Here is a 24549-nt window from a genome sequence, read left to right on the forward strand (position 1 = left end):
CACCTTATTTTTTTTATACTACACTGGCCCCCCGACCCCAGGTTCGCCGCGGCGTGGGCCGGGCCCACCCCAACCCGGGGGGGGCACCGCTCGTGACGACCGTTCCCCGAACGACGGCACTACGGCGCGTCAGCGCCCGAAGTGGTGACGGCCACCGTACTGGGAGCCGTGGTTCTCACCCTCCCAGTGGGACGCCGCGCAGCCGTTGCCGTAGTAGGCGTGGCCGTCACCGGCGCCGGAGAACACGCCGCACGCGCGGAAGTCGCCCTCGTAGCGGCTGTCGTTGCGGCCATCGTTGTGGCGCTCGTCGTGGTCGTCGGCGATCGCCGCGCCGGCACTGCCCAGGATCGCGGTGGCGGCGAAGACGCCGGCGGCAAGGATGGTACGCACACGCATGGTTGCTCCCTGATGGAGAAGTGATGGACGGACGAGCGGGAGATCCGGCCACGCGATCGCGTACCCTCGCCGCTCTTAGGCCCATGCTCAGGGCCGCACGTGCCGTCCGCGAGCGTTCATCCACCAAACGTGGGCGGGTTAGGGTCGTGACCTTGATCGACGGCACGCACGCAGGGAGAACAACATGACGGTGGACGTGAGGGACGCGCCCGGCACGCGGCGCTACGAGGCCCGGCTCGACGGAGCGCCCGAGGTCGTGGGACACGCGGAGTACATCCGCACGACGGAGCTGATCGCGTTCGTGCACACCGAGGTGAGCCCGGAGTGCGAGGGCAAGGGCGTCGGCTCCGCGCTGGTCCGGGTCTCCCTGGACGAGGCCCGCGCCGCAGGCCTGCGGGTGCTGGCCACCTGCCCGTTCTACGCCGGCTGGATCGCCCGCCACCCCGAGTACGGCGACCTGCTGTACCAGGCGCGCAGCAAGGTCAGCGACTGACGCGGGCCGAGGTGAGGGCCCGCTACCCCTGGGCCGACGGCTGCCAGCCCAGTGCCGGACCGAGGCCGGTGGCGATGTCGGTGAGGATCTGTACGTAGTCCGCGTGCTCGAAGGTGAACGGCAGCGCGAACGCGACCTCGTCGATCTCCCTGAACGCGGCCTGGGCGTACAGCCGTTCGGCGATCTCCGCGGAGGTCCCGACGAGGTCGGGCGCGAACATCAGGCGCGCGGGACCGTGGGTCGTCGCCGTGCGCGGGGTCCGCTTCTCGACGTACGCCTCGTACTTCGCGCGCTGCTCGGCGGTGGCACTGTCGGTGGGGATGACGACGAGCCCCTGGGAGACGCGGGCGCGCTCGCCGTCGGGGTGACGGGCGCGGAAGGCCCGTACGTGGGACAGCTGGATCTCGGCGAAGTCCTCGGACTCCTCCGCCTTCACGACACTGCTGGTCAGGAAGTTCATGCCGTGCTCACCCGCCCACTGCGCCGACCGCAGGCTGCCGCCGCCGTACCAGAGCCGGCCGCCCAGCCCGGCGGCCTGCGGCTGGACGCGGTCCGAGAACACCTCGAACCCCTCGGCGCCGCTGAAGTCGGTGGCCGGTTTGCCGCGTACGAAGTCCAGCAGCCGGGACACCCGCTCGTAGCCGAAGTCCTCGGTGCCGGCCGTGTCCGGATACAGCGCGTCCTTGACCTGGTCGAAGTGCATCGGCGGGCCGACGCTGACCCCCGGATTGAGGCGGCCCCCGGACAGGAGGTCGACCGTGGCCAGGTCCTCGGCGAGCCGCAGCGGGTTCTCCCAGCCCAGCGGGATGACCGCGGTGCCCAGCTCGATCCGGCTGGTGCGCTGCGAGGCCGCCGCGAGGACGGCGACGGGGGAGGAGATCCCGTACTGGAGATGCCGGTGGCGCAGCCACGCGCTGTCGAAGCCCAGCCGCTCACCCAGTTCGATGATCTCCAGCGTGGACTCGTGGCCCGCGCGGGGATCGGCCCCGTCGAACAGGCCGATGGTCAGGAAGCCCAGCTTCCGCAACGGTTGTGTGGGCAGCGGCACGGGGCTCCTCCGGCGTCCGGCACGAGTTCTACGGGTACTGCACTGCTACGGCCCGGCCGCTACCCCTCGGCCTTCTTGTCCTTGAGGTCCTTGATGCGTGCCGTCTCCTTGCGGACCTCGGCCTGCGTGGCGCGCTCCTTCCGGAGCCACTCCGGGGAGTCCGCCTTCAACGCCTCGATCTCGTCCGTGGTGAGGGCGTCCGTCACCCCGCCGCGGGCGAGCCCGGAGATGGAGACGCCGAGCTTGGCGGCGACCACCGGCCGGGGGTGCGGCCCGGTGCGGCGCAGCTCCTGCAGCCACTCGGGCGGATCGGCCTGGAGCGCGGTGAGCTCGGAGCGCGAGACGACACCTTCCTGGAACTCGGCGGGTGTGGCCTCTAGGTACACACCCAGCTTCTTCGCCGCGGTCGCGGGCTTCATCGTCTGGGTGTTCTCGTGCGACGTCATAACCGCAAGGGTATCGAGCATGTGAACCAGCGCCGACCACGACGGGTAACCTGGCCAGGTGACACGCTCGGAAGAATCCCCTTCGTTCCGGCTCGCGTATGTCCCGGGAGTGACGCCCAGCAAGTGGGTGCGGATCTGGAACGAGCGGCTGCCCGACGTCCCCCTGACACTCCACGCGATGTCCGTCGGCGAGGCCTTCGACGCGCTGCGCGGCGGCGCCGCCGACGCGGGCCTGGTCCGGCTGCCGGTCGACGGTACGGACCTCAGCGCGATCCCCCTCTACGCCGAGACGACCGTGGTCGTCGTCCCCAAGGACCACGTCGTGGCCGCGGTGGACGAGGTGAGCGCCGAGGACCTGGCGGACGACATCGTGCTGCACCCCCTCGACGACACCCTCGACTGGGAGCGCCTGCCGGGCCGCCCCGCGATCGAGCGCCCCGCCACGACGGCCGACGCGGTCGACCTGGTGGCCGCGGGAGTGGGGCTCCTCGTCGTCCCGCAGTCGATCGCCCGCCTCCACCACCGCAAGGACCTCACGTACCGGCCGGTGACGGACGCCCCGGAGTCACGGGTCGCCCTGTCGTGGCCGGAGGACCGGACCACCGACCTGGTCGAGGACTTCATCGGCATCGTCCGGGGCCGCACCGTCAACAGCTCCCGGGGCCGCACGCAGCCCGCAGCCGAGCCGAAGGCGGCTCGCCCCCCGGCCAAGGCCACCCCCCGACGCAAGCCTGCGGCGGGCAGGACCAAGGGTGCCAAGACCACGAAGAACACGAAGGGCGCCAAGCGGGGCAAGCCCCGCGGCCGCTGAGCCCCGTAAGGGGCGCGGGGAACTGCGCGCCCAGCCCCCACCGGGCCCGCAGGCTCATCACCACCCGCTACGGACCATTCGAGGTCCGGACCTCGTCCGTGTCGCGGACAAGCCCCGCCACGTGGTCGGTGATCGTGTCGAGGATGTCCGCCCACGCCGAGTCGTCCCCGAGCACCAGGAAGTTGAGCGTCAGCCCGTCGGTCATGGCCGCCAGATAGCGGGCCAGCACCGGCACGGGCACGCGCAGCACGAAGTCCATGTCACGGCTGAGCTGCTCGACCAGCTCCGCATAGGTGTCGGAGTACAGCTCGTACTGCCGCCGCGCCAGATGCTCGAACCCCGGCTGGCGCAGGGCGTACTGCGTCAGCTCGTACGTGAGCATGTGCTCGCCCGGGTGCGCGGACACATGGTCCCAGTAGGCCTGGAAGCCGGCCGCGACGGTCTCCCGCAGGGTCGCCCGAGGCCGGATCGCCTCGCGCACCACCGCGACGGAGTGACCGGTGATCGTCTCGATGACGGACTCGATCAGCGCCTGCTTGGAGTCGAAGCAGTAGTGGAAGACGCTCAGTGACACGCCCGCCTCGGCCGCGATGGACCGGGTCGTCGTCCTGGGGACGCCGTCCCGGGTCATCGCGCGGATGGCCGCCTCGGTGAGCTGCCGGCGCCGCTCGGCCGACGGCATCCGTGCCATGGAGTTCCTTCCACGCCTGCTCGTTCCAGGTGGGTCACCGGCGGGCGTCAGCTGCTGTGTACGCCCACCTCGTACAGGGAGTAACCCCAGTCCGTGCCGCGGTCCAGCCCGTGGATCCGCACATAGCGGGCCGGTACGCCGGAGAACCTGGCCGTGTCCAGGCCGCCGTCCCCGGCCGTGGTGGACCACACGGACTGCCAGTCGGTGCCGTTGGTGGAGACCTCCACGCGGTACGACTTCGCGTAGGCGCGCTCCCATTCGAGGGTGACGCGCTTGACCGTGCTGGTCGATCCCAGGTCGATGCGCAGCCACTGGTCGTCGCTCCAGTCGCTGGCCCAGCGGGTGCCCGTGTCGCCGTCCACGGCCCGGCCCGGCGCGTAACTGGTGAAGACGCTCGACTCCGACGAACTGGCCGACGCGGGCGCGCCCTTGGCGAGGTTCACCCCCGCCTTGTGCTGCTCCGCCGCGCCCCAGGTGTCGAGGTAGGACTCCGCGCCCCGGAACAGATCGTCCACGACGCCCTGCCCCGCGACCAGCCGGATGTCCTCGATCCAGTCCGGGACGAGACCGTAGTGGGCGGCCCCGTCGGTGTTGATGTCCCAGGTGCGCTGCCCGGTGGTCTGCCGGTCGATCACGGCGGTGCCGTCGGTGCTGCGGAACGGGTACGTGACGGGGTTCGGGGTGCCCGCGCCGCGCGGGGCGGGCCAGCCGCCGACACCGTTCATGTCGGTGCCGTAGCCGTAGCCCACGTCGTACTTGTCGCGCAGGGCCTTCGTCCGCGCGGCCTCCGCGCCGAACTGCTCGGAGCCGTGCATGTACTGGGCGATGAACCCGCCGAGCCGGTAGACCCGCTCGGTCCAGTTCAGGTCCATCCAGCTGTGCGAGGAGATCACACCGGGGTACGACTCGGCTTCGAAGATGTCGAGCGCCCGGCCGGTGGCCTTGACGCCCATGTGGTCGATCTCCAGCATCATCTTGCGCTTCATCAGCCCGCGCACGGCGTACTCGCCGAGATCCGTGAGCCCCCGCTTGTTGCACTGGGCGTCCTCGTCGTACGACGGTACGTCGACGCCCGCGGGCAGTTCCTTCTCGGCGCCCGGCGCCGCCGCGCCCCCGATGGGGTTGTCGTGCTGCGGGCCCGTGCACTTCTCCGTCTGCCAGAAGGTGCCCGTCGACAGGAACTGGCCGACGTTGATCGCCGTACCGAGGCCGCCCTCGTCGAACCTGACTCCGCACAGGGCGTTGTCGAACTTGTGGCACAGGAACATGCTGCGCACGCCGAGGTCGTACAGCTCGTCCAGGCCGGCGTCGATGTCGGCCTTGTCGCACTGCGCGATGTCCAGGATCTGCTTGCAGCCGAACGGCTCGGACGTCTCCACCCCCAGGACGACGGCGAGTTTGCCCTGCTGGGCGACCTCACGGGCCTGCGCGCTGTCGGTGACGATCCTGAACCAGCCCTTGCCCGGGCCGCCGTACATGGCGTCGATGTGGTCCTGCATGTCGTACGTCAGCTTCGCCTGCAGCCGGATCGAGGTCATCTCGTCGCAGCTGCGGTCCTTGAAGGGGTAGACCGAGCAGATCACGCCGTTGGTGACGAGGTCGTTGACGAGTACGCGCTGGCCGCCGCGCCAGGCCCGCTCGACCCAGGCGTAGTAGTTCTGCTGGTGGGTCAGCGAGTCATGGGCGGGCCAGTCCTTGAACGTGGGCCAGCCGTCCGGGTCGTGCTTGCCGTCACCGCCGTTGGTGATGAAGTCGAAGATGGCCAGCGAGCCGTCGGGGTAGTGCTCGGGGCAGTCCTTGAGGGCGTCGGCGACCCCTGCCTTCGAGAAGGGCTTGCCGCAGATGAGCCGCCCGCCGAAGGCCTCGTTGGCCATGATGTGGTTGTGCGCGTCGACGAATCCGCGTACCTCGCCCTGGGAGTTCGTGCCCTTGAAGGGCTCCCCGGTGACGTTGATCTGCGAGTCGGGCGCGGGCCGCGCGGTCGGGTTCCACCAGTCCGTCCCGGCGGCGGAACTGGGCGTGGGCCCGAGCGCCATGGCCATCACGACGAACAGCAGCGACAGGACCGTGAGAGGCCGGCGCCGGTGGAGAGGCTGTCGGGTCATGAACATCACCCACGTCTTCGGTCGACGGCACGCTGCTTGTCATGACTCCTGCAAACGCGTGGGACGAGAATCCCGACTGCGCCGAGGAGAGTCAAGGGTCCGGGACGCTTGACCTGATGGACGGCAGGGCGGCCCCCGAGGTGAACCGCTGTCCGGGCGGCGCCCCGAAAGGGGCGCGGGGAACGGCGCGGCCGGCCCCCGCCGACCCGCACGTACGGACCTCTTGACGACTCCTTGGTCTAGTCCTACCTTCCCAATCAGCCGTTCAAAAACATGCCCATTGTTCATGTAAGTGAATGTGAGCGGCTGGTGAACCCCCCACCCAAGGAGCCGACATGCTCACGCGCATCAGAGCGCTCACCATGACAGGCGCGGTATGCGCCTCCCTCCTGGCCGCCACCCCCACCGCCTTCGCCGAAGTGGAGCCGGGCGGCTGGACATCCGTCTCTCCCACCTACACCGTCCAGGAACGCGGCTGCGGACAGGTCGACGGCCTGACCTTCCAGCTCACCTGCTCCACGGCCGGCGGAGACCAGCGGGCCGAGCGGCGGTACGCCACCTACACAGGCGGCACCCGCCAGTTCGAGGGCTACTTCCGGATCAGCAGCCTCAGCGGCACCCGCATCAGCCTCAAGCAGACCTTCAACGAGTCGGCGGCAGGCCCGTACTTCATGCTCGCCGCCGAACGCGGCGGACGCCTGTACGCGGTCCACGGCGGCGACACCCTCTCCAACGCCGGCACGGTCGGCGCCACCGTCCGGGTCAACACCGTCCACCAGGTGGGCACTTCGCACCGCACCTACATCAACGGCTCGCTCAAGCACACCTACGCGAGCCCCGGTGGCAGCTTCTACGACAAGTTCGGCGCCTACCGCACCAGCAGCGGCAACGGCCCGGCCACCGTCGTGTGGAGCAACGTCCACTTCTGGCGCAAGTAGCAGCGAGCACATGAGAGTTCCCGTACGCGGCGCGGCGCCGGCAGCCCTGGTCCTGGGCCTCGCCCTTGCCCTCGGCCCGGCGCTGTCGGCCTGCGACACGCCCCGCACACCCCGCACGGCGGCCGCCGGCCCGGACGTCGTGCTCCGCGCCGAACGCACCTCACCCACGGACATCGACCTGCACTGGCGGGGCGGCGGTCCGGGTACGTCGGGCCACCTCCTCGAATTCGCGACGGACGCGGCAGGCCCGTACACCGTGCTGCAGTACCTGCCGTCCCGGGTGACGAGCTACCGGCACCCCGATCTGATGCCCCGCACCACCTTCCACTACCGGCTGCGGGCCTTCGCCGGCCCCGCCTCGAAGCCGGTCGACGTCACCCTGCCCCCGGGCGGGCTGACGGCGGCGGACGAGGATTCCGGCCATGACTGGCTGCCCGCCCGCAAGGACCCGGAGCGCACTGCCCCGGGTCGGCCACTACGGTCCACGGGCGCCGGAGCGCCCACCGGGTTCAAGGCCGTGGTCAAGCACGCGAACGGCATTCTGTTCACATGGATGGACAACGCGTCGGACGAGGAGGGGTTCCTGCTGGAGTCCCGTATCCCCAGGAGCCCCGGCGGGGACTCCGACGAGGACTCCGGCGGGCACTCCGGGTTCGCGCCCGTCGCCGTCTTCGAACCCGACGTCAATTCCGCGGGACTGATCACCCTGCCCAGCGAGAAACAGGGGTCCTACCGGGTCCGGGCGTTCACGCTCGGCGCGCCGTCGAACGTGGTCCGGCTGACCACCGGCGCCTCCGCCGATCATTGACACGCCTGACAGGGGCGGGAGCGGGATGGTAGAAGCAGGACATGACCACTTGTTCCACCCGTACTTCCTCCCTCCGCACAACTTCCCCGGCCGGTGCGCGATGACCGCGGGCATCGACACCCCGGACCGCAGGGGCCGTACCGGACTCGACCGGGTCGGCCTCGGCCTGACGGGCAACCCCCGGGTCAAGGTGCGGGACGTGACCCTGCTGTCCTGCCACTGGTACGTGGAACGCACCACGACGTTCGACCTCCAGCTCGCCGACGGCACCTGGTCCACCCAGGAACGCGAGACGCACGACCGCGGCAACGGCGCCACGATCCTGCTGTACGACACGGAACGCGAGACCGTGCTGCTGACCCGGCAGTTCCGCTATCCCGTCTACGTCAACGGACACCCCGACGGCATGCTCGTCGAGACACCGGGCGGTCTGCTCGACGATGACGACGAGCACCCCGAGGTCGCCGTACGACGCGAGGTCATCGAGGAGACCGGACACACGGTCGGCGAGGTCGAGCGGGTCTTCGACGTCTACATGAGCCCGGGCTCGGTCACCGAACGCGTCACCTTCTACGCCGCCTCCTACGGACCGTCCACCCGCACCCACGAGGGCGGCGGACTGGACGAGGAGGGCGAGGACATCGAGACCGTCGAACTGCCCTTCAGGGAGGCCCTGGGCATGATCCGTACGGGCGGGATCGCCGACGCCAAGACCATCATGCTGTTGCAGTGGGCGGCGCTGGAGGGACCGTTCAGCAAGTGAATCCCGCCGTACCGCAGGCGCACGCGGCGGTCAGCGCAGCAGCAGTTGGACGAGGGCGACCGTGCCGATCGTCACGATGAGGACGCGCAGGACCAACGGGCTGAAGCGGCGGCCGACCGCGGCGCCGAACTGGCCGCCGATCGCCGAGCCGACGGCGATCAGCGCGACGGCCGTCCAGTCGAAGTCCGCGACGAAGAGGAAGAAGGTCGCGGCGACGGTGTTGACGACGGCGACGAGGACGTTCTTGACGGCGGTGAGGCGTTGCATCGTCTCGTCCAGGAGCACCCCCATCAGAGACATGTAGATGATCCCCTGCGCCGCCGCGAAATAGCCGCCGTAGACGCTCGCGAGAGTCAGCCCGACGAACAGCAGCGGCCCGCCGTCACGGTGGACCGGCCCGTCCTTGAGGGTCGCGGGGAACCGCGCGTCCGGCCCCGGCGGACCCGCGGACGACGAACGATCCCTCGCGCGGCGGCGCAGCCGCTTGGTGATCAGCGGTTGAAAGGCGACCAGGACGAGGGCAAGACCCACCACGACCGGCACGATCTTCTCGAACGCCGTCGCGGGCAGGGCCAGCAGCAGCACGGCCCCCGTGAAGCCGCCCAGCAGCGCACCGACGCTCAGCCGCAGGATGCGCCGCCGCTGACCGCGCAGCTCCTTGCGGTAGCCGAACGCTCCGCTGATCGCGCCGGGGACCAGACCGAGCGCGTTCGAGACGGTCGCGGTGACAGGCGGCAGACCGGTGGCGAGCAGCACGGGAAAGGTGATCAGGGTCCCGGAACCGACCACCGTGTTGACCCCGCCCGCAGCCACGCCCGCCGCGAACACCGCGACGGCCTCCCACGGCGTCACGCGACGTCCCGCCACTCACTGATGGTCATGAAGCCGACGGTAGACGGCCGACGGTTCGGCGGGCGCCGCACCATGGTCGGCGGCGCCGCGGTGCTGCCGGGGAGCGGGTCACTCGAACCGCGAGACGTCGCCGGCTCCCTTGCGGACGATCTCGGCCTCGCCGCTGGAGAAGTCGATGACCGTGGTCGGCTCGGTACCGCAGTCGCCGGAGTCGATCACCGCGTCGACGGAGTGGTCGAGGCGCTCCTTGATCTCCCAGCCCTGGGTCATCGGCTCCTCCTCGTCGGGCAGGAGGAGGGTGCTGGACAGCAGCGGCTCACCGAGCTCGGCGAGCAGCGCCTGAGCCACCACGTGGTCGGGGATGCGGACCCCGACGGTCTTCTTCTTCGGGTGCAGCAGCTTGCGCGGGACCTCCCTGGTCGCGGGGAGGATGAAGGTGTAACTGCCCGGCGTCGAAGCCTTGATGGCACGGAACACGTCGTTGTCGACCTGCACGAACTGGCCGAGCTGCGCGAAGTTCTGGCACACCAGCGTGAAGTGGTGACGGTCGTCGAGCCGGCGGATGGAGCGGATCCGGTCGATCCCGTCACGACTGCCCAGCTGGCACCCCAGCGCGAAGCAGGAGTCCGTGGGATAGACGACGAGCGCACCCGCACGAATGGAGTCGGCGACCTGGGTGATGGTGCGCGCCTGAGGATTCTCGGGATGAACATCGAAGTACTTTGCCACGCTGTGAGCTTATGCCCCCGGCCGTCGCCGACGACGGAGGCCCGCTTTTCAGGGGCGCGGGGCTGCGACACGTGCGGCTGCGCCGCGGGGCGCGGGTGACCCCCACCGGGCCGGCACCGGGCATCGAACCGCACCCGGCGCCGGCGAGGGGCGCCTGCTCAGTCCCGCAGCCGGTCGAGCTGCCGGATCTTGTTCGTCGCGTCGAGCGCAGCGACCTTGTAGGACTCCGCGAGCGTCGGATAGTTGAAGACCGCGTCGACCAGATAGTCGACCGTCCCGCCGCACCCCATCACCGACTGCCCGATGTGGATCAGCTCCGTCGCACCCGTACCGAAGCAGTGCACGCCCAGCAGTTTCCGGTCGTCGGGGGAGACGAGCAGCTTGAGCATGCCGTGCGAGTCGCCGATGATCTGGCCCCGGGCCAGTTCGCGGTAGCGGGAGATGCCGACCTCGAACGGCACGCGTTCCTCGGTGAGCTGGTCCTCGGTCTTCCCGATGAAGCTGATCTCCGGGATCGTGTAGATGCCGATCGGCTGGAGGTCGTGCATCCGGGCCACCGGCTCGCCGCACGCGTGGTACGCCGCCGTACGCCCTTGTTCCATCGAGGTCGCCGCCAGAGCCGGGAAGCCGATGACGTCACCGACCGCGTAGATGTGCGGCACCTCGGTGCGGTAGTGCTCGTCCACCTTGATCCGGCCGCGCTTGTCGGCCGACAGGCCGGCCTTGTCGAGGTCGAGGTCGTCGGTGAGGCCCTGCCGGCCCGCGGAGTACATCACCGCGTCCGCGGGGATCTTCTTGCCGCTCTCCAGGACGGTGAGCGTGCCCCGCGCGTGGCGCTCGACCGCGGCGACCGTCTCGCCGAAGCGGAAGGTGACGGCCAGGTCCCTGAGGTGGTACTTCAGCGACTCGATCACCTCGACGTCGCAGAAGTCGAGCATCCCGGGGCGCTGTTCGACCACGGTGATCTTGCTGCCGAGGGCGGCGAACATGGAGGCGTACTCCATGCCGATCACGCCGGCCCCGACGATGACCATGGAACGGGGTACCCGCTCCAGGTTGAGAACGTTGTCGGAGTCCAGGACGGTCAACTCGTCGAACTCGACGGTCGCGGGCCTGGCCGGCCTGGTGCCGGTCGCGATGACGATGTTGTCCGCGGTCAGCAGCTTCTCGTTGCCGTTCACTTCGCGCAGGGCGACGGTGTGGTCGTCCACGAAGCGGCCGGTGCCGGCGAACAGGGAGACGTGGTTGCGGGACAGCTGGCTGCGGATGACGTCGACCTCGCGGCCCACCACGTGCTGGGTGCGCGCGGTCAGGTCGGCGACGGTGATGTCCTCCTTCAGTCGATAGCTCTGGCCGTACAGGTCGCGTTGGGTGAGACCGGTGAGATAGAGGACCGCCTCGCGCAGGGTCTTCGAGGGGATGGTTCCGGTGTGGATGGAGACCCCTCCGACCATGTCGGGGCGGTCTACGACGGCGACCCGGCGGCCGAGCTTTGCCGCGGCGATGGCGGCCTTCTGGCCGCCCGGGCCGGATCCGATGACGAGGAAGTCGAAGTCGCGCACCACCAGAGTCTGTCAGCCGCGGCTGTCCCCCGAAAGGGTGAGTTGCCCTCCGGGCCGGGGGAGGGGGGTGCGGTTGTGGTTTGTACCGCGGGCCGGTGGGGGTTGCTCGCGCCGTTCCCCGCGCCCCTTAGGGGGTGGGGGTGCGGTTGTGTGGTGGGGTGCGGGCCGGTGGGGGTCGGTGGGGGTCGGCCGCGCAGTTCCCCGCGCCCCTGAAGGGGCAGGGTGGTGCGGTGGGGTGTGCGCTGCGGGCCGGTGGGGGTGATCCGCGCAGTTCCCCGCGCCCCCAGCGGGGCAGGGGCGCGGGGAACGGCGCGGCCAGCCCCCACGGACGCGCACCCGACACACGGCCCCCACCCGCCGGACGGCTCAGCGTACGGATCGGGCGACCCGGAAGCCCACGTCGTCGACCTGGTAGCCCGGATGGCTGCGGCGCCGCGCCCCGGCGCGGACACTCCAGTGTTCGTCGAACCATCCGCCCCCGCGCAGCACCCGGTACCCGCCGTACACCTCGGCGTCGTACACGTCCCAGCACCAGTCCCACACGTTGCCCAGCATGTCGTGCAGACCCCACTGGTTGGGCCGTTTGCCGCCCACGTCGTGGACGCGCTCCTGGGAGTTGTCGCGGTACCAGGCGATCTCGTCGAGCGGCCCGTACCGCGGCCCCGGCGTACCCGCACGGCAGCCGTGCTCCCACTCCGCCTCCGTGGGCAGCCGGTAGCCGTCCGCGGCCCTGTCCCAGTCGATCTCCGACTCGACGCCCCCGCCGTCCGCACGGATGGCGTAGGCCGGTGTCAGTCCCTCCCGCAGCGACAGGGCGTTGCAGAAGCGGACCGCGTCCCACCACGAGACCCCCTCGACGGGTAACTGGTCCCCGTCGGCGCTGCTCGGCCACATGCCCGCGACCCGCGCGTACAGCGCCTGCGTGACCGGGAAGGCCCCGAGCCGGTAGGGCGCGAGCTCGACCGACCAACTGCGCCGTGTCCGCCGGTCCGACAGCGTGACCTGTCCCGGCGGGACAGCGATCATCTCGTTCACCTGGCGTGTGTCCATGAGCAGGCAATCCTACTGATGATCCGGTGGGCCCACGGCGCGTGTCGGCACGTACCGCGGGACTATGCCAGACTCAGTTCCCCGGACTCACCCAGGTGCCGTGCTCGGCGGAACGGGCCATGGCGTCCAGGGCGGTTGCGCTGTGGACGGCGTCCTCCAGCGTGGCCCCGTACGGCGTGCCCTCGGTGATGGAGCGCAGGAAGTTGTGCGCCTCGATGACCTTCAGGTCGTCGTAGCCCATGCTGTTGGCGGACCCCGGCTGGAACGCCGCGTACTCGCCGTGTCCCGGGCCGACGTACAGCGTGCTGACCGGCTGGTCCTGGAACGACGTGCCGCGGCTGACACCCAGTTCACCCATACGACGGAAGTCCCACGAGACCGCGCCCTTGGTGCCGTGGATCTCGAAGCCGTAGTTGTTCTGCTCGCCGACCGAGACCCGGCAGGCCTCCAGGACACCGCGGGCGCCGGAGGCGAAGCGCAGCAGACAGGACACGTAGTCCTCGTTCTCCACCGGCCCCAACTCGCCGCCGGTGGACCGGGTGTGGCCGGCGGTGGCGCCGGTGGGGCGGGCCCGCTCGGGGACGAAGACGGCCGTGTCGGCGGTCAGCGACACGATCTCGCCCAGCAGGAAGCGGGCCAGGTCCACGCCGTGCGAAGCGAGGTCGCCGAGTACTCCGCTGCCGCCGCGCTCACGTTCGTAACGCCAGGTCAGGGCGCCCTCGGGATGGGCCGCGTAGTCGCTGAAGAGGCGGATGCGGACGTGCGTGACGGTGCCGATCTCCCCGGCGGCGACGAGTTCGCGGGCGGCGGCGACGGCGGGCGCGTTGCGGTAGTTGAAGCCGACCGTGCCCTGGACGCCCGTCTTGGCGACGGCGCCCGCGACGGCCCGCGCGTCGTCGGCGGTGAGACCGACCGGCTTCTCGATCCAGAGGTGTTTGCCCGCCTCGGCCATGGCGACGCCGATCTCGCGGTGCAGGAAGTTCGGCGCGGCGACGCTCACCGCCTGGACCCGGGGATCGGCGGCGATCTCACGCCAGTCCCGGGCCGCCGTGGCGAAGCCGTACTGCGCGGCGGCCTCCTCGGCCCGGCCGGGCACCTCGTCGGCGACCGCGATCAGTTCCGGTCGTACGGACAGCCCCGGGAAGTGGTGCGGCACGCGCGCGTACGCCTGGGTGTGCACCCGCCCCATCCAGCCGAACCCCACGACGGCGACGCCGAGCGTACTCCCCATGACTGTCCCTCTTCGGATCGGTTGTGCACTGCTTTTGGATCGGTCCAGGACCGTTTCCGATCACACTGGAGTTCGTCACAGCAGGTGTCAACCCCTTTGACTTTCCGGCGCTGCCTGTGGAACGGTCCAATTCATGAGACCGCCGACGATCCGTGATGTGGCCGAACGGGCCGGAGTGTCGAAGTCCCTGGTCTCCCTCGTGCTGCGCGGCTCCGACCGCGTGCGCCCCGAGAAGCGGACGGCCGTCCTGGCCGCCGTGGAGGAGCTCGGCTACCGGCCCAACGCCGCCGCGCGCAGCCTCAGCGAGCGGCGCGCCCATCCGCAGGCCCTCGACCACGCCAGGTCAGGCGGCACCCCCATGGTGGGCGTGCTCCTGAACGACATGCGCAACCCCTGGTTCGTGGAACTGCTGGACGGCCTCAACTCCCTGCTGGACGCCCACGGCCTGCACATGCTGCTGGCCGACGGCCATCTGAACCGGCGGCTGGGCGAGGACCTCACCCGGATGTTCACCGACCTGCGGGTCGACGGACTCATCGCCGTCGGCACACTGCCCGGCCCGGAGATGCTGCGGGCGGCGGCCGGGCGGCTGCCGACCGTCGTCGCGGGCGCCCGTGAGCCGGTGCTGCCCCGCGCGGACATCGTCGCCAACGACGACGAGTACGGCGCCCGCCTCGCCACCGAACACCTCATCGGGCTCGGCCACCGGCACATCGCCCACATCGCCGGGCAGGGGATGGTCGGTGAACTGCGCCGCCGCAGCTTCGAAGCCGTCATGCGCGAACACGGGCTGGGCGACACGGCCGTCGTGGCACAGGGCGATCCCACCGAGGAGGGCGGTTACCGGGCCACGGTCCGGCTGCTCAGCGCGCAACGGCGGCCGACCGCCGTGTTCGCCTTCAACGACATCGCCTGCGTCGGCGCGCTGTCCGCCGCTGAGGAACTGGGCCTCCAGGTGCCCCGCGACCTCTCGCTCGTGGGCTACGACAACACCTACCTCGCCCGGCTGCGCCACCTCTGGCTCACCACCGTGGACAGCGCGGGCCACGACGTCGGCCGCCGCGCCGCGCAGTGCCTGCTCGACCGGATCGCCGACCCGGCCCGCCCGGGCCAGGTCGTCCTCAGCCCGCCCGTCCTCGAAGTGCGGGGCACGACCGCGGCGCCCTCCTGAGGTCCGTGCCGACCCGCCGGGGTGACGAGCGGTGGGTCGTCAGCCGGCAGGTGTGTCGCACTGCGTGCCCGGCGGGCAGAACCAGCGCAGCGCCGTGTCCACGAGCTCCCGCTCGTCGTCCGGCCCGTCGGCGTCCGAGCCGTACGCGACCAACGCGTACCGTTCGCCGTCCGCGGCCTCGAAGCGGTGGTCGATCACGTGCCGGGTCCCGCCGCCCTGCTCGCCCGCGATCTCGTCCGCCCGGTACTCGTGCTCGGCGGCCTGCCCCTCCCCGCCGGGTACCTCTTGGAGGGAGACCGCCTCGTACCCGTCGAGCTTCTGCGCCTCCACCTGCGCGACCTGCAAGGACTCGTACGGGGAGGTCTCCATCAGCTGGAACACCTGGAGCCGCCGGGTGCCGTCCGGGCTGCGGTAGTCGACCACGTCGATGCCGAACTGCGAGGACCTGCTGTCGCGCTCCCAGCCCGTCGGGAGCGCCACGCGGAACCCCTCGTCGTCCTGCCAGGGCTCGTAGCCCGCGGGCAGGGCGGCGGAGGGCTCTGCCGACGGCGAGCCGCCCCCGGAGCCGTCGCCGGACCCGTCCGAGGACCCCTTCTCGGTGTCCGACCGGGCGGCGGTGAAGTTCCGGTAGGGCTCCGGCTCGTCCTTCCAGGCCAGGGCCCAGACGCCGAACGTGAGACCGGCGACCGCGAGGACGATCGCCGTCTTCTGCCGGACGACCTTCTGCCGCCGTACGTCGAGGTACTGGTCGGGGTGGAAGAGGCGTTCGCGCCGGGACCCGCCCCACTCCTGCCGTTCGGTGTCGAACACCCGCATGCCGCGGGTCCTTCCTGTCACCGTCGGGCCCGTCATCCGAGCAGCTGGGCGATGCCCTGGACGACGGCGGTGGCCGAGGCGACCGCCCCCGCGGCCGCGGCCTGCGATCCGAGCCAGCCCCGTACGCTCACCAGCAGCCGGGTGAGGCGCTCCGGGGGAGCCGCTCCGGTGCGGACGATCTCGCTCTCCGCGTCCGCCAGTTCGCCGTCGAGGGACGTGTCCTCGGCGCTGCGCTCCCGGACGGGCAGGGCCGCGCGGAGGGCGCGAACCGCCTGCAGCAGTTCCTCGTGCGGCAGGGCGGCCTCGGCCGCGGTGCGGTTGACGGACGTCGCGTGCCCGTGGCTGCCGGTGGCGATCGAACCGCCGCTCATGGAGCCGATGTTCACACTGCCTGATCCGCTGTCCTGCGCGGGCCGGCCGCCGGTGGGCTGTCCTGTGTCGTTCATGTGCTGGTTCCTCGGGGCCGGGGTTCGGGTTCTGGTTTCGGTGGCTAGGCGCCGGTGCGCGGCGGTGTGCCGTTCGCCGCTGCGGTGGTGTTGCTGTGCGCGGTCGCGTGGCCGTGCCGGCCCGTGGCGACGGCGCCGCCGGACATGTCCTGGACGAAGACGCTTCCGCCACTGAGCTGGTAGACGTGCTGCTCGAACTGGTCGGTGCGGTAGCCGTGGGACTGCAGCGCCTCGCGCATGCCGTTCACGATGCGTTCCTGGACCGTCTTGATGTACCGGGTGACGTCCATCTCCTGATACGGCGAGAGGCCGTTCGTGCTGGCCAGTTGGCGCAGCGAGACACGCGGCACGTCGGGGTCCGTCTCCCGGTCGGACCAACCGGTGCCGATCTCCCTGGCGAGGGTCCGCAGCGCGCCGAGAGCGGTGCTCACACCGGTCGCGGGTCCGTGTCCGAGGGCGCGTACGGCACCGGCCGCCCAGGTCTCGGGCAGCCGGTCCACGAGGGTGTCCACGCTCCTGAAGTCCTTGCGGACCGGCCCGAGCACGTACGGGACGACCTCCATCACGAGCATGCCGCCCTGGGTGTGCACCCGGACCAGGACGGTCACCACGACCTGCTCGTGCCAGGCGCCGATGCGGACGCGGAGGAAGACGCGCCGCCCCTCGCCGCCCTCGTCCACGGCCTCCGCGAGATGGGCGGCGACCTGGGCGGGGTCGTAGACGGTCCGGCCGTCACCGTCGCGCTGTCCGTCCGCCTGCACGGCGTGCACGTCGTCGCTGCCGCCGAGGCGCAGCAGTTCGTCGCGGCCGACACCGCCCGGCACATAGACGAAGCGGTCGACCTCCAGCTCGCGCAGCCGGTCCTTCCCGGTGAGCGCGGCGGACTCGCGCAGCCGCACCAGCTGCGGCTCGATCATGGCGAGCGCGCCATCCGCGGTGAGCGGGCCGCTGTTCTGGTGCGGAATGAGCGGGCCGTCGGGGGAGGGGGAGCCGGTGTCCGGGGCGTCGGACCCGTTCGGCGGAGCGGAGCGCTTGCGCAGTTCCATCGCGAAGGACCAGTCCTGGCGGCGCGCGCCCATGCCGACGAAGGGGCTGTCCGGCTCGTACAGGGTCAGTGCGGCCGTCTGCTCGCGGCGGATGCTGCCGACCAGGTCCTCGTACAACGGGCCCGCGGGCAGGTCCGGTTGAGGCGTCGTCCGGAAGGTCCAGCGGGACAGCCAGCGGCACAGGGCCCTGCGCTGGGTGGTCTCGTGCCACCAGGCGATCAGGGCGATGAGCAGCGGGAAGAGCAGCGGGTAGGGCGTCTGTACGTCACCGTCCAGCACCCCGGCCACGAACCAGCACCAGTAGAAGGCGGCGAACAGCGCGGCGCACAGGGTCACCGCGACGCCGAACCCGGCGGCGGCCTTCGCCACCGGAGCGGGGAGGCCCGCCTGGCGGCCGTCGGCGCCCTGCGCGCGCACGGAGTGGGCGAACCAGAGGCCGAGGGCGACGAGCGCGTAGAACTGCGACCACGGCATGGGCATTCCGGCGGTCAGCCTGTCGTCGCCCGCGTAGAACGCGGTGAACACGTCACCGATGCCGACCTCGGCCCCGATGCCCCAGCGGTCGGAGACGCTGTCCCAGAACATCACCACGTCGGACAGCAGGAACCCCAGCCAGGCGGCCAGCATCAGCCCCGCGGTACGGGACTCCTGCCGTGTGATCCGCACGGCGTGCGCCAGCACGGGAAGCACGTCGACCCCCAGCGGCGGGGCCACGGGACGCTCCTGGTGGACCACCAGTTCGTCGATGACCCGCCGTCGGAAGGTGGCGTCCTGATACGTGCCGGCGCACAGCAGCCGGGTCGCCTCCGTGCGGTCGTACGGATGTTCCGGGAGGCTCACTCCGGCCACGTCGCTCCTCTGTCCCTGACGCGCCCTGATGTGCGGGCGCATGCGCAGGGAAGGGAAGTTAGTGGACGCGGGGCCCGGCTCGTGCGGTCCGTCCGGATGTGCCCTTCGTTAGGATGAAAGGCATCTTTTCGGCTGGACAGGGCGCGCCGGGCGTGCGGCAGGCAGGGTCAGAGCACGGCGGCGACCTCGAAGCCGGCTCCCGCGATGGCCGCGCAGACCTTCGAGCCGTCGAACGCCTCACCCGTCACGGTCACCGACCCGGTGTCGAGGTCGACGTGCACGCCGTTCACCCCGAGTACTCCGCCGACCTCGGACCCGAGCCTGTCGGCGCAGCGGCCGCAGGTCATCCCCGTGACGTGGTAACGCTGTTCGGTCATCGATCCCTCGTCTCTTCCCGGTGCGCACGCACCTGCCGCCCCTGCTGTGGGAGCGGTTCCGGGAAGTCATACGCGCCCGCCGACAGGGGCGTTCAGCAACACCCCTTAGCTCCGTGCGGCCGTGTCGGGCAGGGCGCGGTCGAGGATCGCGGTCAGGTCCGAAGCGGTGGGAAGGGTGCCGAAGGAGTGTCCCCAGTCGCCGCCGAGCCGGGTCGCGCAGAAGGCGTCGGCGACCGCCGCCGGTGCGTGCCGGACCAGGAGGGAGCCCTGGAGTGCCAGCGCCATCAGCTCCACCAGCCGGCGGGCGCCCGTCTCGGGGTCGCTCAGGTCGCGCAGCCGGTCCTTGAGCCGGATGACGGCCGCGTCCAGCCGGGCGTCGGCGCCGTGTGCCAGGGCCAGCTCCGCGAACAGCGCCTCGCCGGTCTCGGGCGCCCGGCCGAGGGCCCGCAGCACATCGAGGGCGTTGACGTTCCCCGACCCTTCCCAGATGGAGAGCAGTGGGGCCTCGCGGTAGTGGCGGGGCATGCCCGACTCCTCCACATAGCCGTTGCCGCCCAGGCACTCCAGCGCCTCGGTCGTGAACGCCGGGCCGCGCTTGGTCACCCAGTACTTGCCGACGGCGGTGGCGATCCGGCGGAAGGCCGCCTCCTGGGCGTCGCCGCGGATCGCCCGGTCGGCGGCGCCGGCGAGCCGCAGCGTGAGTGTCGTGGCGGCCTCCGACTCCAGCGCGAGGTCGGCCAGTACGTTGCGCATGAGCGGCTGGTCGATCAACGGCGCACCGAACGCACTCCGGTGCCTGGTGTGGTGGCCGGCCTCCACGAGGGTCTTGCGCATCAGCGTCGCGCTCATCGTCACGCAGTCGAGCCGGGTGCAGTTGACCATCTCGATGATCGTCTTGACGCCCTGTCCCTCGGGGCCGACGAGCCAGGCGACGGTGTTGTCGAACTCCGGTTCCGAGGACGCGTTCGAGCGGTTGCCCAGCTTGTCCTTGAGTCGCTGGATACGGAAGGTGTTGCGGCTGCCGTCGGGCAGGATCCGCGGCACGAGGAAACAGGACAGGCCGCCCGGCGCCTGGGCGAGGACCAGGAACACATCGCACATCGGGGCGGACGTGAACCACTTGTGGCCGCGCAGGGTGTGGACACCGGGCTCCGCGGTCGGCGCGGCGGCCGTCGTGTTGGTGCGGACGTCCGAGCCGCCCTGCTTCTCGGTCATGCCCATGCCCGCCAGCAGTCCGCGCTTCTCGGCCGGGACCCGCAGCCCCGGTTCGTAGACGCGGCTCACCAGCAGGGGCTCGTACACCGCGGCCAGTTCGGGCTGCTTGCGCAGGGCGGGTACGGCCGCGTAAGTCATCGAGGTGGGGCAGCCGTGTCCCGCGTCGGTGTGCCCCCACGCCAGTCCGCCGGCCGTGCGGACCACATGGGCGCCGGGCCGGTCGTCGGCCCAGGGCGCGGCGGCCAGTCCCTCGGCCACCGCGGTGCCCAGCAGCCGGTGCCAGGCGGGATGGAACTCGACCTCGTCGATCCGGTTGCCGAAACGGTCGTGCGTACGCAGTTCCGGCTCATGGCGGTCGGCCTGCTCGCCCCACTCCTGGGCCTCCTCGCCGCCCGCCATACGGCCCAGCCTGCGGATGTCCTCCTCGGCCCGGCCCGCGCCCTCGCGGCGGAGCCCTTCCAGCAGTGCCGCGTCGTCGGCCGCGTCGTACGGAGCCAGGGAGGGGGCCTGGTTGGTGACGTCGTGCGTGGCGGACTGTTCCGGCGCGAGTATCGGGACCATGTCCGCAGTGTTGCACTATTTCTGCGGTCGCAGCAATGGCGTAACACTCTCGCTTCAAGGCCGCCGTCGCGACCCCGTTCACCCGACCGGGCACAATGCCGTCCATGCGGATGAACGAGCCCCGGTCACCGGCCGACCCCGGACTGCGCCCGCTGTCCGCGCGATCGGTCGTCCTGAGCCTCCTGCTGGGCGTCCACCCTCCCGAGCTTCCGGTGCGGGACCTGATCCGCAGCGTGGAGCCCTTCGGCATCGCGGACTCCACGCTGCGGGCCACCCTCAGCCGGATGGTGACGGCGGGCGACCTGCGGCGCGCCGACGGCGTCTACCGGCTCAGCGAACGGCTGCTGGAACGGCAGCGCCGCCAGGACGAGGCCGTGCACCCCAGGACCCGGGACTGGGACGGTACGTGGGAGACGGTCGTCGTCACCGCCACCGGGCGCGGTCCGGCCGAACGGGCCGAACTGCGCGCCGAGTTGTCCGGCCTGCGCCTGGCGGAACTGCGGGAGGGGGTGTGGCTGCGCCCGGCCAACCTGCGGCGACCGTGGCCCGAAGGCCTGACGAACCTCACCGAGCGGTTCACCGCCCGGCCGGAGCGGCCTTCGCTCACGCTGGCCGAGAGCCTCTGGCCGCTCGACGGCTGGGCCGACACCGCCGACTCCCTGCTGGCGCACGTGGCCCGTACCGCACGCCCGGCCGACCGGTTCGCCGCGTTCGCCGCGGTCGTACGGCATCTGGTCACCGACCCCGTGCTGCCCGGCGAACTCCTCCCGGCGAACTGGCCGGCCCCCGCCCTGCGCGCGGTCTACACCGACTACCGCGCGGAGGTGCTGGCGGCGCTGTGAGGCCACGGGGTACGTGACCGTTCACCGGGTGAGGTGCCTGTCGAAGCGGCTCTCGAAGCGCCTGGCTCGACTTCCGCCGGACGTCTCCCGAGTTCACGGCTCCGATTCCCGGGTCGCCGAGCGGCGTGCGGCGAGTTCGGCGACCGCCGCGGACAGCTGCTGCCGCAGGGCCTCGGGCAGCGGCTCGCCCGTGACGGCGGCCACCGTTCCCTCGGCGAGGTGGGACAGCTTGGTGTTGGCGTTCTGGGAGACCATGACGAGTACGCTCCACGCTTCCTCGGGATTCAGCCCGAAGGACGCCATCAGAACTCCGCGGGCCAGGTCGATGACCGGCCGTGTCTGCATGGCGCGTCTCAGCTGGAGGACCTCGACGCGCAGACTCCGCTCGGCGTCGGCGGCGTCGATGATGTCGACGGTCTCCGTGGCGTCACCGGACAACGAACTCTCCTCCCGTGTGCCGTGCTTGGTGCCGCAGCGCCGGGCAGGCGTCCCTCTCGGTCTCGCCGCCCGCAACGACGGCCGTCCGCTCACCCGCGCGGCGCGTCTCGATCTTCACAACTGTGGGGGTGTGCTCGCGCGCGTGGCCGGACGGTCCTCCGTGGGAGGCCGTGTACGAACCGCCGACCTGGGCATGAAGCGTTGGTTCCGACATGGCAGCCGCTCCCGGGGCATCCACCGTCACTGTCTCCTCCAGATTCCGCCTCCAAACCTTCACACGTCAAGTGATGCATGAAAATTCTTTCACCCTTTGGTTTGCGTGAATGACAGGTCGTATGCTGGCGGTCATGGGTGAAGTACCTGAGACACATATCGGCTGGACGTTCCTCACCAACCACGCCCGGGTGCTGGCCGCGATCGCCGAGAACCAGAGCACCCGCATCCGGGACATCGCGGCGCGCTGCCGGCTGACCGAGCGTGCCGTGCAGAAGATCATTTCCGATCTGGAGCAGGGTGGCTATCTCACCCACACCCGGCAGGGGCGCAGCAACGAATACCGCATCGAGCCGGGGACGATCCTGCGCCACCCGGCCGACGCCGGCCTGTCGGTCGCGGATCTCCTGGCGCTGCTGGACCAGCACGACGCGGAGCGCGACGCGAGGCCCCCGTCGCCGCCGGTGGACCCGGCCCACGAGCAGGACCCCCGAACCGGCCACTGACCCCGGTTCCACCCGTACGGGGGACCGGCGGGCGCGGCGGGGACGCGATTCGGACACGGCCCGGACGCGGCCGGGTTTCCGGGCACCGCTGCTGGGGACCCGGCACCGGTGGACGACAAACGGCAGCAACATGACGCAGACCCGGCCCTCGGCGGGACCGGTGTGCGGCAGGAATGTGAGGAGTCGTGACCGCGTACGGCAGCACACAGGACATCGTCCGTCGCCCGGAGACCGGGTGGGCGCAGGCCAGGCGGCGCCGGGTGGGAGGCGTGCGCTTCTGCCTTCCGGCGACAGCGGACCGGGACACCCGCCGCACTTCCGCGGAGCCGGAGGGGAACATCGTCAGGGGCGAGGACTGAGCGGGGCGAGTGCCGGACCGAGCGGGGCGGGGCACCACGCTCCACCGTGAGAGCCCGCGTTCAGACGGCCGTCCCGGGCGCCGCCCGGGGGCCCGGTGATCGACTGGTGGGGTCGGGAGCCCGGGGCTAACGTCGGTACAGCGGTCGTCCGGAACCGGACACCGCCAGAACACAGGCCGATCCCATGACGGGCTCACACGCGACACCTTCCGACACTGCCAAGTCCCCGGAGCGGGGCCACGGCAGCGGAATCGCACTCCTCGTCATCGCCTCGTGCCAGTTGATGGTGGTCCTCGACATCACCATCGTGAACATCGCCCTCCCGCACATCCAGAGTTCGCTCGGCTTCTCGACCGAGAACCTGTCGTGGGTGGTCAACGCCTACACGCTGACGTTCGGCGGCCTGCTCCTGCTCGGCGGCCGGCTCGGCGACATCCTCGGCCGCCGCAGGGTCTTCGTCTTCGGCGTACTGCTCTTCGTGCTCGCCTCCCTGCTCGGCGGACTGTCCCAGGAGTCCTGGCAGTTGCTCGCGGCACGCTCCCTGCAGGGTGTCGGCGGCGCCATCGCGTCCCCGACGGCCCTCTCGCTGATCACCACCACGTTCCGCGAAGGACCCGAGCGCAACAGGGCGTTCGGAGTGTTCGCCGCGGTCTCGGCCGGCGGCAGCGCGATCGGCCTGCTCGCGGGCGGCCTGCTCGTGGAGTGGCTGGACTGGCGCTGGGTCCTGTTCGTCAACATCCCCATCGGCCTGCTGATCGCGCTCGCGACGCCCCGCTACATCCGGGAGTCCGAACGGATGCCGGGCCACTTCGACGTCCTCGGCGCGCTCACCTCCACCGTGGGCATGGTGCTGCTCGTCTACGGCTTCATCCGCGCCTCGGAGGAGGGCTGGAGCGACGGTCTGACCGTGGGGGCGTTCGTGGCGGCCGTGGTGTTCCTCGCCGCGTTCATCTTCGTCGAGAGCCGGTCCAGGCAGCCCATCACGCCGCTGTGGATGTTCCGCGACCGCAACCGCGCCGGTGTCTACGCGATCATGCTGAGCCTGGCCGCGGCGATGTTCGGCATGTTCTTCTTCCTGACGCTCTTCGTGCAGAACGTCCTCGGCTTCAGCCCGCTGCGGGCCGGCCTCGCCTTCCTGCCGGTCAGCGCCGTCATCGCGGTGGGCGCCGCGATCGCCTCGCAGCTGCTGCCCAGATGGGGTCCCAAGCCGTTCATGACGGTGGGCTCCGTCCTGTCGGCCGTCGGCCTCGCCTGGCTGACCCTGACCGAGGTCGACAGCACCTACGCGGGCAGCATCCTCGGGCCCATGCTGGTCTTCGGCTTCGGCATGGGGCTGAACTTCGTGTCGCTGACGCTGATGGCGGTGTCGGGCGTGGCGCCCCAGGAGGCGGGAGCGGCCTCCGGAATCCTCAACGCCACCCAGCAGGTGGGCGGTTCGCTCGGCCTGTCCGTACTGGTCACCGTCTTCGGCACGGCCAGTCGCAACGAGGCCGCCGACCAGATCCGCGCGTTCATGGCCCAGGCGACCCCCGCCCAGCGCCTGCGGTTCCGCAGGACCGGCGAACTCCCGTCGCCGTGGGGCGACCAGGTGCTGACGTCCGGCATCTCGCACGCCTTCGTCATCGCCGCGATCTTCGCCCTCTTCGCGGCCCTGGTCGCGCTGTTCGTCATCCAGGTACGCCCCGACGACCTGGAGCGCCTCCAGGGAAACGGCAAGCCGTGAGCGGTCGTTCGGCACACCATTCGGCACACCGCTCGGCGGACCGTTCCGCACGGGAGACGGCTCG

The 24549-nt window shown here is 71.0% G+C and carries 25 protein-coding genes; 9 read left to right on the forward strand and 16 right to left on the reverse strand.

What is annotated here, in order from left to right; all coding sequences use genetic code 11:
• Positions 1–129: 129 nt before the first annotated feature.
• Positions 130–396 carry a hypothetical protein gene (locus ACFVH5_RS13025; RefSeq protein WP_210886501.1) on the reverse strand — a complete coding sequence of 89 codons (267 nt, stop codon included), beginning with the start codon at positions 394–396 and terminating at the stop codon, positions 130–132.
• A gap of 184 nt (positions 397–580) precedes the next feature.
• Here ACFVH5_RS13025 and ACFVH5_RS13030 point away from each other — a divergent pair, with 184 nt between their 5' ends.
• Positions 581–889: a GNAT family N-acetyltransferase gene (locus ACFVH5_RS13030; protein WP_385833620.1), complete on the forward strand. Its 309-nt coding sequence runs from the start codon at positions 581–583 to the stop codon at positions 887–889.
• 22 nt (positions 890–911) lie between these two features.
• Here ACFVH5_RS13030 and ACFVH5_RS13035 read toward each other — a convergent pair whose 3' ends face one another.
• Complete coding sequence (locus ACFVH5_RS13035; RefSeq protein ID WP_385833622.1) at positions 912–1937, reverse strand: LLM class flavin-dependent oxidoreductase; 1026 nt, start codon at positions 1935–1937, stop codon at positions 912–914.
• A gap of 59 nt (positions 1938–1996) precedes the next feature.
• Positions 1997–2404, reverse strand: a complete 408-nt coding sequence (locus tag ACFVH5_RS13040; protein ID WP_385833624.1) for a DUF5997 family protein — start codon at positions 2402–2404, stop codon at positions 1997–1999.
• 37 nt (positions 2405–2441) lie between these two features.
• On the opposite strand from ACFVH5_RS13040, the gene ACFVH5_RS13045 reads away from it, so the two are divergent.
• Complete coding sequence (locus ACFVH5_RS13045) at positions 2442–3194, forward strand: LysR substrate-binding domain-containing protein (protein WP_385833625.1); 753 nt, start codon at positions 2442–2444, stop codon at positions 3192–3194.
• 67 nt (positions 3195–3261) lie between these two features.
• On the opposite strand, the gene ACFVH5_RS13050 is transcribed toward ACFVH5_RS13045, so the two are convergent.
• Together ACFVH5_RS13050 and ACFVH5_RS13055 are read right to left on the reverse strand one after the other, a co-directional pair.
• Complete coding sequence (locus ACFVH5_RS13050) at positions 3262–3885, reverse strand: TetR/AcrR family transcriptional regulator (RefSeq protein ID WP_385833627.1); 624 nt, start codon at positions 3883–3885, stop codon at positions 3262–3264.
• A gap of 47 nt (positions 3886–3932) precedes the next feature.
• Positions 3933–5990, reverse strand: a complete 2058-nt coding sequence (locus tag ACFVH5_RS13055; RefSeq protein WP_385833628.1) for a discoidin domain-containing protein — start codon at positions 5988–5990, stop codon at positions 3933–3935.
• A gap of 335 nt (positions 5991–6325) precedes the next feature.
• Here ACFVH5_RS13055 and ACFVH5_RS13060 point away from each other — a divergent pair, with 335 nt between their 5' ends.
• From ACFVH5_RS13060 to ACFVH5_RS13070, 3 genes are all read left to right on the forward strand, one after another.
• On the forward strand, positions 6326–6928 hold the full coding sequence (locus tag ACFVH5_RS13060) for a hypothetical protein (RefSeq protein WP_385833629.1): 603 nt from the start codon (positions 6326–6328) through the stop codon (positions 6926–6928).
• A gap of 10 nt (positions 6929–6938) precedes the next feature.
• On the forward strand, positions 6939–7736 hold the full coding sequence (locus tag ACFVH5_RS13065) for a fibronectin type III domain-containing protein (protein ID WP_385833630.1): 798 nt from the start codon (positions 6939–6941) through the stop codon (positions 7734–7736).
• 100 nt (positions 7737–7836) lie between these two features.
• Positions 7837–8499, forward strand: coding sequence for an NUDIX domain-containing protein (locus ACFVH5_RS13070; RefSeq protein ID WP_384803029.1), 663 nt, complete (start codon positions 7837–7839; stop codon positions 8497–8499).
• Between the two features lie 30 nt (positions 8500–8529).
• Here the strand turns inward: ACFVH5_RS13070 and ACFVH5_RS13075 are convergent, their stop codons facing one another.
• The 5 genes from ACFVH5_RS13075 to ACFVH5_RS13095 all read right to left on the reverse strand — a co-directional run bounded on the left by ACFVH5_RS13075 (position 8530) and on the right by ACFVH5_RS13095 (position 13923).
• Entirely contained in the window at positions 8530–9351 is an 822-nt protein-coding gene (locus ACFVH5_RS13075) for a sulfite exporter TauE/SafE family protein (RefSeq protein ID WP_385833716.1), read from the reverse strand.
• 108 nt (positions 9352–9459) lie between these two features.
• Positions 9460–10080, reverse strand: a complete 621-nt coding sequence (locus tag ACFVH5_RS13080) for an L-threonylcarbamoyladenylate synthase (protein WP_189768828.1) — start codon at positions 10078–10080, stop codon at positions 9460–9462.
• Positions 10081–10238: 158 nt separating this feature from the next.
• The gene (sthA, locus tag ACFVH5_RS13085) at positions 10239–11642 is read right to left on the reverse strand and encodes a Si-specific NAD(P)(+) transhydrogenase (protein ID WP_384803022.1); all 1404 of its coding nucleotides are present in this window, start codon (positions 11640–11642) and stop codon (positions 10239–10241) included.
• A gap of 366 nt (positions 11643–12008) precedes the next feature.
• Positions 12009–12692: a formylglycine-generating enzyme family protein gene (locus tag ACFVH5_RS13090; RefSeq protein ID WP_385833631.1), complete on the reverse strand. Its 684-nt coding sequence runs from the start codon at positions 12690–12692 to the stop codon at positions 12009–12011.
• A gap of 73 nt (positions 12693–12765) precedes the next feature.
• Positions 12766–13923 (reverse strand): Gfo/Idh/MocA family protein, encoded by a 1158-nt coding sequence (locus ACFVH5_RS13095; RefSeq protein WP_385833632.1) that lies wholly within the window; start codon positions 13921–13923, stop codon positions 12766–12768.
• Between the two features lie 133 nt (positions 13924–14056).
• Between ACFVH5_RS13095 and ACFVH5_RS13100 the strand changes: the two genes are divergently transcribed.
• Positions 14057–15094, forward strand: coding sequence for a LacI family DNA-binding transcriptional regulator (locus tag ACFVH5_RS13100; protein ID WP_385833634.1), 1038 nt, complete (start codon positions 14057–14059; stop codon positions 15092–15094).
• A 39-nt stretch (positions 15095–15133) separates the two neighbouring features.
• On the opposite strand, the gene ACFVH5_RS13105 is transcribed toward ACFVH5_RS13100, so the two are convergent.
• The 5 genes from ACFVH5_RS13105 to ACFVH5_RS13125 form a co-directional block, all read right to left on the reverse strand.
• Complete coding sequence (locus ACFVH5_RS13105) at positions 15134–15910, reverse strand: hypothetical protein (protein ID WP_385833635.1); 777 nt, start codon at positions 15908–15910, stop codon at positions 15134–15136.
• Positions 15911–15942: 32 nt separating this feature from the next.
• Positions 15943–16356: a hypothetical protein gene (locus ACFVH5_RS13110; RefSeq protein WP_385833636.1), complete on the reverse strand. Its 414-nt coding sequence runs from the start codon at positions 16354–16356 to the stop codon at positions 15943–15945.
• Between the two features lie 44 nt (positions 16357–16400).
• On the reverse strand, positions 16401–18251 hold the full coding sequence (locus ACFVH5_RS13115) for a hypothetical protein (protein ID WP_385833637.1): 1851 nt from the start codon (positions 18249–18251) through the stop codon (positions 16401–16403).
• 167 nt (positions 18252–18418) lie between these two features.
• Positions 18419–18628 (reverse strand): heavy-metal-associated domain-containing protein, encoded by a 210-nt coding sequence (locus tag ACFVH5_RS13120; RefSeq protein WP_385833638.1) that lies wholly within the window; start codon positions 18626–18628, stop codon positions 18419–18421.
• Positions 18629–18733: 105 nt separating this feature from the next.
• On the reverse strand, positions 18734–20404 hold the full coding sequence (locus tag ACFVH5_RS13125) for an acyl-CoA dehydrogenase family protein (RefSeq protein WP_385833639.1): 1671 nt from the start codon (positions 20402–20404) through the stop codon (positions 18734–18736).
• Positions 20405–20508: 104 nt separating this feature from the next.
• Here ACFVH5_RS13125 and ACFVH5_RS13130 point away from each other — a divergent pair, with 104 nt between their 5' ends.
• The gene (locus tag ACFVH5_RS13130; protein ID WP_385833640.1) at positions 20509–21246 is read left to right on the forward strand and encodes a PaaX family transcriptional regulator C-terminal domain-containing protein; all 738 of its coding nucleotides are present in this window, start codon (positions 20509–20511) and stop codon (positions 21244–21246) included.
• Between the two features lie 93 nt (positions 21247–21339).
• Here ACFVH5_RS13130 and ACFVH5_RS13135 read toward each other — a convergent pair whose 3' ends face one another.
• Positions 21340–21684 carry an ANTAR domain-containing protein gene (locus ACFVH5_RS13135; RefSeq protein WP_385833641.1) on the reverse strand — a complete coding sequence of 115 codons (345 nt, stop codon included), beginning with the start codon at positions 21682–21684 and terminating at the stop codon, positions 21340–21342.
• Between the two features lie 347 nt (positions 21685–22031).
• Here ACFVH5_RS13135 and ACFVH5_RS13140 point away from each other — a divergent pair, with 347 nt between their 5' ends.
• A complete protein-coding gene (locus ACFVH5_RS13140) occupies positions 22032–22403 on the forward strand; it encodes a helix-turn-helix transcriptional regulator (protein WP_385833642.1) in 372 nt (123 codons plus the stop codon).
• 543 nt (positions 22404–22946) lie between these two features.
• Positions 22947–24485, forward strand: a complete 1539-nt coding sequence (locus ACFVH5_RS13145; protein ID WP_385833643.1) for an MFS transporter — start codon at positions 22947–22949, stop codon at positions 24483–24485.
• The last annotated feature ends 64 nt before the right edge of the window (positions 24486–24549 follow it).

The sequence above is a fragment of the Streptomyces sp. NPDC127119 genome (assembly GCF_042677425.1).
GTDB lineage: Bacteria > Actinomycetota > Actinomycetes > Streptomycetales > Streptomycetaceae > Streptomyces.